7 protein-coding genes are annotated in these 8042 nt (G+C 40.8%); 6 read left to right on the top strand and 1 reads right to left on the bottom strand.

Features of this window, described 5'->3' with window-relative positions:
- The 6 genes from LZ11_RS11895 to LZ11_RS11870 all read left to right on the top strand — a co-directional run.
- On the top strand, positions 1–352 hold a 352-nt coding region (locus LZ11_RS11895), incomplete at its 5' end, for a sodium ion-translocating decarboxylase subunit beta (RefSeq protein WP_148868070.1).
- A 50-nt stretch (positions 353–402) separates the two neighbouring features.
- A complete protein-coding gene (locus LZ11_RS11890) occupies positions 403–1584 on the top strand; it encodes a CaiB/BaiF CoA transferase family protein (RefSeq protein WP_148868080.1) in 1182 nt (393 codons plus the stop codon).
- A 517-nt stretch (positions 1585–2101) separates the two neighbouring features.
- On the top strand, positions 2102–2914 hold the full coding sequence (locus LZ11_RS12820; protein ID WP_148868079.1) for an FAD binding domain-containing protein: 813 nt from the start codon (positions 2102–2104) through the stop codon (positions 2912–2914).
- A 15-nt stretch (positions 2915–2929) separates the two neighbouring features.
- Positions 2930–3397, top strand: a complete 468-nt coding sequence (locus tag LZ11_RS11880; RefSeq protein WP_246110815.1) for a (2Fe-2S)-binding protein — start codon at positions 2930–2932, stop codon at positions 3395–3397.
- A complete protein-coding gene (locus tag LZ11_RS11875; protein WP_222927268.1) occupies positions 3394–5742 on the top strand; it encodes a xanthine dehydrogenase family protein molybdopterin-binding subunit in 2349 nt (782 codons plus the stop codon). The genes LZ11_RS11880 and LZ11_RS11875 overlap by 4 nt, the downstream gene beginning before the upstream one ends.
- A gap of 72 nt (positions 5743–5814) precedes the next feature.
- Positions 5815–7083, top strand: a complete 1269-nt coding sequence (locus LZ11_RS11870) for a uracil-xanthine permease family protein (RefSeq protein WP_148868077.1) — start codon at positions 5815–5817, stop codon at positions 7081–7083.
- 719 nt (positions 7084–7802) lie between these two features.
- Here LZ11_RS11870 and LZ11_RS11860 read toward each other — a convergent pair.
- The coding region (locus LZ11_RS11860) for an ATP-binding protein (RefSeq protein ID WP_170240386.1) at positions 7803–8042 on the bottom strand (240 nt) is incomplete at its 5' end.

The raw sequence follows: 8042 nt of genomic DNA, 5'->3' as shown, positions 1-8042 counted from the left end.
AATAACCATATTTATAGGCCTGACCGTGGGAGCCACTGCCAGCGCCGATAAATTCCTCAGGATCCAGACCATAGAAATAATAATTCTCGGGATGATAGCCTTTGCGTTCGGCACTGCGGGCGGAGTGCTTTTCGGCAAGCTGATGTATCTTTTGACCGGCGGGAAGGTAAACCCCTTAATAGGTTCTGCCGGAGTGTCGGCGGTACCCATGGCCGCCCGAGTATCCCAGAAAGTGGCCCAGGAAGAAATGCCCGGCAACTTCATACTGATGCACGCCATGGGTCCCAACGTAGCCGGCGTCATAGGGTCTGCCATCGCCGCTGGCGTGCTGCTTTCGATGTACGGGGGGTAATTATAGAAAAAATTAATTAACAATATAAAAAATGGAAAGGAGAATGTGTAATGTTGCCTCTTTCGGGAATAAAAGTACTTGACCTGTCAAGAGTTCTGGCGGGGCCTTACTGTGGTATGATCCTTGCGGATCTAGGGGCTTATGTGGTGAAAATAGAAAGACCTGGCAGAGGCGATGACTCAAGGGAATTCGGGCCCTTTGTAAACGGTGAAAGCGCTTACTTTATGAGTATAAACCGGAACAAAAAAAGTGTAACCCTTAACCTGAAGAGTCCCGAAGGTAAGGAGATTTTTAAGGAACTTGTAAAGCATTTTGATGTCGTTGTGGAAAATTTCAGGCCGGGAACCATGGAAAAACTGGGATTAGGGTATGATGTCCTGAAAAAAATAAACTCAAGGCTTATATATGCTGCCTCCTCTGGCTTCGGTTATACCGGTCCGTACAGGGAACGCCCTGCCTACGATGCGATTATACAAGCCATGGGAGGTCTCATGAGCATTACCGGTTTTCCCGGAGGCAAACCTACCCGAGTGGGAGCTTCTATAGCTGACATAGCGACGGGTATGTTCTGCGCCATCGGTGTGCTGGCCGCGCTAGTAAAGAGGCAGGTTACTGGAGAGGGAGATATGGTAGATGTGGCCATGCTGGACAGCGTCGTCGCCCTTTTGGAAAATGCCATTGCTCGCTACGAAGTTACCGGTGAGCTGCCAAAACCATTAGGGAATCGTCATCCATCCATTTTTCCCTTTGAATCTTTTGAGGCGCAAGACGGTGACATAATTATTGCGGCGGGAAATGATGAACTCTGGGCAAAATTGTGCAGGGCTATAGGGAAAGAAGAGCTCGCGAACGATCCCAGGTTCAGAACAAACCAGCTTCGCGGGCAGAATTACAACGAAATGAAAAAGATCCTCGACGATATCATAAAAACAAAGACAGTAGAAGAGTGGATAAAGATCTTAGAAGATGCGGGAGTCCCATGTTCTCCGATAAACACCATCGACAGGGTTGTACAGCACCCGCAGGTACTGGCGAGGGATATGATTGTTAAAGTTCGTCATGCGGTAGCAGGCGAGATAAAAATGCCAGGTTGTCCTATCAAATTTGCTAGCGAAAATCCGAAAATCGGTCCTGCCCCGATTTTGGCAGAGCATACAGAAGAGGTATTGAAAGAATTCTTGGGCATCGGGGATGAAGAACTGGCTAGGCTCAAAGCATCAGGAGTTATATAATAATAAGGAATTTGACAAAATGCTGCTAAAGGCGATTTTCCTTTAGCAGCATTTTGTAAATTAAAAACAAAGCAAGAGCCTCTTTATTCTCAAGTGTCATGGAATAAATGGGAGGGGCCGCTCTGGCGGGAGCGTTCCCGTTTATGCTGCGAAAGGCCTTGACAGCATTTAGACAGGTATTCTTTTGCCTTTAGGGGCAATTTAAGGCTTCCCTCTGCCTTTCTGCGAGGATGGGGGTACACCACCGGCAACTATTCGTAACCGACCGAGGCCCCCGGTGTTAGGGCAGGCAAAGTCGGCGATAGTGTATCCTAAGGGGCCGGAAGCGGTAAAATGGTCAAGCGGTGGAGATAGAAACACCTGGCTCTAGCCAGAGGGATTTTTACATAAATATTTGGACTTGATCGAGATTAATATTTGTATACATTTACTAAAGGTGTTGTTTGTTTTTAATAGAAGAAAATTAATAGAAAAATTATTCTGTTTTAAATTAAAATAGAGCGAGAGGAGGGCTATTTTGATAAAGCCTATTGAGTATGTTAAGCCAAATAGCAGTGAAGAGGCTGTACAGGCTTTAAGTGAGCCAGGCAGTAAGGTATTAGCAGGTGGAACGGATTTATTAGTAAATATGAGAAATAAGGTTATTGCACCTGAGGTATTGGTAGATATTAAAGGTATAGAGGAATTAAAGGGGATACGTTTTGAAAACGATAAACTATTTATTGGTTCTACCGTAACAATAAACGAATTGGTGGAAGATAAAAGGATTGCGCAAACATATCCTATTTTAAAAGAAGCCGGCAGCGTATTAGCTTCCTATCAGGTTAGAAACAGGGCAACTGTTGGGGGCAATCTTTGCAATGCATCTCCGGCTGCTGATATGGCGCCACCACTATTAGTATTACAGGCAAAAGCGGTTATTTACGGTAATGATGGATTAAAAGAGGTACCTCTGAAAGACTTTTTTGTGGGAGTAAAAAGGACAATATTAAAACAGAATGAAATTTTAGTGGGTTTAAATGTACCCGTTAAAGACGGATACGGCAAATACTACAAAAAGTCGAGAATCAAGGGACATGACCTATCCATCGTAGGAGTAGCAGGCTGGAGAACGGATGATTATTTATACTTTGGCATAGGGGCATGTGCAGTTACCCCAAAATTGATTGAAGTGGATGTGAAAGGTATTAGCAAACAAGAAGCAGTTCAGTTGAGTAAAGAAAAAGTATTCAATGAAATTGATCCTATAACTGATATAAGGGCAACAGCTGAATACCGGCGCGCAATGCTGGAGGTCTTTATTGAAAGAATTGTTAATGAAATAATGTAGGAAGGGGTGAAAAAAGTGAAAGAAATTACCGTAACCGTAAACGGTGAGAAACATACAGTCAATGTTAAGGAAAACAAAACTCTCCTTCAGTTTTTGAGGGAAGATTTGGCTTTAACAGGAACAAAAGAGGGTTGCGGCGCTGGTGAATGCGGTGCTTGCACGGTTATAATGAATGGGAAAGCTGTCAATTCTTGTTTGGTGCTTGCTGTTGAGGCTGATGGAGCCGAAATAATTACGATTGAGGGAATTACAAAGGACGGAGAACTTTCTAAGATCCAAAAAGCCTTCATAAAGCATCAAGCTTTTCAATGTGGATTCTGCACACCAGGGATGATTATGTCAGCAAAGGCTCTTTTAGATAGAAATCCTAATCCTACGGAAGAAGAAATCAAGGAAGCAATTGCTGGAAATTTGTGCCGTTGCACCGGTTACTTCCCTGTTATTGATGCCATTAAAGATGTCGTTGAGGGGAGGATAGAATGATGGACACTTATATTGGAAAAGGAATACCCAGGATAGAAAGTTTTGAAAAAGTTACTGGGATAGCGAAATATGTAAACGACTTGTCTTTTCCTGGTATGCTTTATGCTAAAATGAAACTAAGTCCTCATGCCCACGCCAAAATTAAAAAGATTGATGTAAGCAAAGCCAAAGAACTACCGGGGGTAAAAGCTGTACTTACAGGCCAAGAATTAAATTATAAACAGGGACTCTATCTTAGGGATAAAGATATATTAGCACAGGGGAAGGTTAGATATCAAGGAGAGCCCGTTGCAGCAGTTGCAGCAGTAAGCGAAGAAATTGCGGAAAAAGCGGTATCATTAATAGATGTTGAATATGAATTATTGTCTCCTGTATTTGATCCTGTCGAAGCTATAAAAGAGGGTGCTCCCCTTATACATGAAGATTTGGGATCTTATCAATACATGAAAGGTGTATTCCATCCCGTACCTGGTACTAACATTGCAAATCATCATAAACTGAGAAAAGGTGATGTTGAAAAGGGCTTTAAGGAGTCTTACAAAATAATTGAAAATGAATTCACAATGCCTCAGGTTGCCCATGTTCCAATGGAAACCCACGCAGTTATTGCTGAATGGCTTCCTAACGATAAAATAAAGGTTTGCACATCTGCACAATCTCCCTTTGCTGTTAGAAATTTAATGAGTAATACTTTGGGAGTTCCTGTTGCTAAAATCGAAGTAGAAGTGCCTTATCTTGGAGGTGGATTTGGAGGCAAGGCCGGTATTCACTTAGAACCTCTTGCGGCGTTACTTTCGAAAAAAGCTGGAGGAAGGCCAGTTAAACTGGTGGCTAAAAGAGAAGAAGAATTTAATACTTTACCCTGCCGGCAGGCATTGGTAGCAAGGATTAAGACGGGAGTATCTAAAGAAGGAAGGATTTTAGCCCAAGAGATTACTTATTACTGGGATGCTGGTGCTTATGCCGATTATGGAGTGAATATTGGCAGAGCAGCTGGCTATTCAGGCGCAGGGCCCTATGATATTAAAAATGTTAAATTAGATTCCTACACCATTTATACCAACCATGTATTCGGAACTGCATATCGTGGTTTTGGGCATGTTGAGTTTATGTGGGCTATAGAAAGACAGATGGATATAATTGCCCATGAGCTTGGAATGGATCCTTATGAGTTTAGAATGAAAAATTTACTAAAACCAGGATCCATTACAATAACAGGAGAAAAAATAAGAGAAAATACGGGAAGAGTAGACAAATGCTTGGAATCAGTTGCTAAAGAAATTGTCTGGGGCACGAAGAAGACCGAAGAAGAAAGGAAAGCCGAGATAGCACAAGGTAAAATTACAGGAAAAGGGTTAGCTGTACTTCACAAGGCACCTGCTATGCCTACCTTTACATCATGTTCTGCAGTTGCGAAATTTAACGATGATGGAACCGTAAACATAATTATAGCAGGTACAGATATGGGACAAGGCACCTATACTGCCCTCGCACAAATCGCTGCAGAAACTCTAAAAATGCCCATAGAGAAGATTAATATTGTATGGGACTGCGATACAAAAACTAATCCTTACGATTGGCAGACTGTAGCAAGCCGCTTCTTGTTTATGGGTGGCAATGCAGTAATTAGAGCTTGTGATGATATGATTGATCAAATGAAGGAAGTTGCTTCTGCTGTATTAAGGGCGCCTAAAGACGAATTAGAAATTGGAGAGGAGAAAGTTTATATAAAGCACAATCCCGACGAATTTGTAACATATCAACAGTTAGCTCTTGGATATGTCTATCCAAATGGGAATGCCATAGGCGGACCTATTATTGGGAGGGGCAAGTATATCGCTCAAGGCTTAACAAATTTAGATCCCGAAACGGGTCAAGGATTACCTGCTATAGACTGGACCTATGGTGCTCATGGTGTTGAGATAGAAATAGATATTAAAACAGGTGACTTAACAATAAAAAAGATAGCTTCTGTTTTTGATGTTGGTAAGGTAATAAATAAACTTTTAACCGAAGGTCAAGTAAAAGGCGGAGTTATTCAGGGTATAGGAACAGGATTGTTTGAAGGTTATATTTATAACAAAGATGGAAAATTATTAAACAGTTCATTTACAGATTACAAAATACCAACTGCTAAAGATATCCCGGATGAGATTGTTGTCGATTTTGTTGAAACACCACAGCTTGATGGTCCTTTTGGTGCAAGGGGTGTTGCAGAACATCCTATGATCAGCGTTAATGCAGCGATTGCTAATGCTATTTACGATGCAATAGGTGTTAATATTAATGACCAACCTTTAACTTCTGAAAGAATTTGGAGGGCTTTAAAAGAAGCGGGATTTTAGAAACAGAATATATAAAAATTTAATAAAAAATAAAAAACTGTAAATATGATAATAAATTTAGGAGGGACGTAAATGGCAATTCCTGAAAAAGAAGTTAGAGCAGTTGAAAGGGGGCCAATTAGAGCAGGAGATTATCTACCCTTCTATCAACTGCTGATATTAGGCTTGCAACATACTTTTACCATGTTTGGTGCAACTGTTCTTGTTCCAATATTGACTGGTTTTGACGTGGGAGTTTCGTTGCTAACTGCTGGAATCAGTACCTTGTGGTTTCATTTTGTTACAAGGGGAAGGGTGCCCGTTTTCCTGGGGTCATCCTTCGCCTTCATAGCACCTTTGGCAATTGTTGTACAAAAATATGGTGTTGCTGATTCCTTAAGTGGTGTCATAGCTGGAGGACTTTTATACGTAGTAATGTCGTTTTTCATTTATAAATTAGGACCGGATTTCATAGAAAAAATATTTCCACCTATAGTTACGGGACCGATTATTATGGTAATAGGATTATCTTTAGCACCGGTAGCCATTCAAAATGCCAGCACAAATTGGACTATAGCATTTATAGTTTTAATTACCGTAATAATCGTAAATATTTTCGGTAAAGGAATAATCAAATTAATACCTGTAATAATTGGACTATCAGTGGGTTATGTTGTATCACTTATAATGGGAGTAGTAGACTTAACACCAATATACAATGCAAAATGGTTAGCAATGCCTCAAATAGCATTTCCTAAATTCAATCCAGCTGCTATTGCTATTATTGCTCCTGCTGCTATTGCACCGCTTGTAGAACATGTAGGGGATATATTAGCCATTGGCGCGACTGTGGAGGAAGATTTTATAAAAGATCCAGGTATTCATAAAACAATGTTTGCCGATGGAACAAGCACTATCATTTCAGCATTTTTAGGTGGACCTCCTAAAACTACATATTCTGAAAACACAGGGGTTCTTGCTCTTACGAAGGTCTGGAAACCTCAGGTAATGTGGATAGCTGCCATTGTCGCTATTTTACTATCATTCGTTCAAAAATTAAGCGTTGCGATAAGTACAATACCAAATGCTGTAATCGGTGGCATTTCAATAGTATTGTTTGGAATGATAGCAAGTATTGGTGTAAGGACTGTAGTAGAAAACGATATTGATTTTACTGATTCGAGGAATTTAATCATTGCAAGCGTTGTATTGGTTTTAGGAATAGGCGGTGCTATGATAAAAATAGGGAATAGCTTTGAGATAGGTGGGATGGGACTTGCCGCTATTGTTGGGGTTGTTTTGAATCAAATATTGCCTAAAAATAAAAATAAGTATGAGGAAACCGCTTTGAGTAATAAATGATTTAAAAGGGCGGATTAATCCGCCCTTTTAAATATTGAAGTGAGCTTATGAACTTAAGTAGAGCTTTGAATTTAAAAGATGAAGAAATGATTTCGCAATTGGAGGGGGAGGAAAAACCACGGACGGGGAATATAGCGTCGGTATAGCCCACCGCTTATTTAATTCTGGTTTTATGGCAGAAATAGAAAAACCTTCTTCGGTAAGGAGGAAGGTTTCTTTTTCTGAAGCTGTATATGATGGGGAATAAGAAGTAGAAGGAGTCAAAGCCAAACTTGCTAAAGATCCTAAAGTAATATTAAAGGGCAGGGCGGAGGAAAACACAGGAATTCCAGGAAAAATAATGGGTTATGCTTTGGAAAGGGTTATACATGCCCCGGCTTCAGGGAAAATAAGAATTTTGAAGGATAGGATATAGGAAGTATAGTTTCATAATGCGACACAGTAGCTCTTATAGATGATATAGAAGTAAAGGCAAAGATTAACGGCGTTTTAAGGGGATTATAAGAGATGGTTATGAAGTACATTTAGGCTTAAAAATAGGGGATGTGGACACTACCGGTATTGTAGAAAATTGCTATATTATTTCAGATAAGGCGAGAGCGGTAGGCAGTGGAGACCTAGAGGCTATTTTGTTTTTATGAATCATATTGTTTTTTGCAAGAGGAAATTCCCCATTTTTGCAAAGATTTTTCCCCAGGCACCGGTGGGGAATTTTTATGTTAACTTAATTGCCTCATGAGCGATTGCCTCATCCGGTAGCTTTGACCATCAAAGATCAACAGGTAACTGTGGTGTATTAGTCGGTCAATCATTGCTGCTGTCATCTGCTCATCGTAGAAAATGCTCGCCCAGCGGCTGAATTCCAGGTTAGTGGTAATTACTACACTGCGACGTTCATAGCAGTCCGAAATCACCTGAAACAGCAGTTGCGCCCCTTCGCGGTCCAAAGGAACATAGCC

This window comes from Thermosediminibacter litoriperuensis, assembly GCF_008124715.1.
Lineage (GTDB): Bacteria > Bacillota > Thermosediminibacteria > Thermosediminibacterales > Thermosediminibacteraceae > Thermosediminibacter > Thermosediminibacter litoriperuensis.
The sequence above is the reverse complement of the archived record's forward strand: the minus strand, read 5'-3'. Positions and strand labels throughout refer to the sequence as shown.

Bases quoted from the DNA above. Each gene is read 5' to 3' on its own strand.
- LZ11_RS11890 (WP_148868080.1), top strand. From the start codon at position 403: ATGTTGCCTCTTTCGGGAATAAAAGTACTTGACCTGTCAAGAGTTCTG.
- LZ11_RS11875 (WP_222927268.1), top strand. From the start codon at position 3,394: ATGATGGACACTTATATTGGAAAAGGAATACCCAGGATAGAAAGTTTT.
- LZ11_RS11870 (WP_148868077.1), top strand. From the start codon at position 5,815: ATGGCAATTCCTGAAAAAGAAGTTAGAGCAGTTGAAAGGGGGCCAATT.